1 protein-coding gene is annotated in these 201 nt (G+C 77.1%); it reads left to right on the top strand.

Annotation, left to right across the window (positions count from 1 at the left end):
- Window positions 1–201 (top strand): hypothetical protein (locus tag QWY28_RS24380; RefSeq protein ID WP_300955459.1); only part of this gene is annotated, 201 nt, incomplete at both ends.

Raw genomic sequence — 201 nt, 5'->3', positions numbered from 1 at the left:
TACACGCTGGGTCGGCTGCCGCGGTGGGCCGCGCTGGCCGCGCCGATGGCGCCTGCGGTCAACGCGATGATGCGGTCCAAGGCGCTGGCGCGCGTCGCCACGGCGACCGCCGGGATCGACCGGCGTCGGTCGATCCCGACGTTCCCGGCCCGCACGCTGCGCAAGCAGGTCGCCGCCTCGGCTCCTGCGGCCCGCAGGGAC

This window comes from Nocardioides oceani, assembly GCF_030412965.1.
GTDB lineage: Bacteria > Actinomycetota > Actinomycetes > Propionibacteriales > Nocardioidaceae > Nocardioides > Nocardioides oceani.
This window is presented reverse-complemented; position numbering and strand designations above follow the sequence as displayed.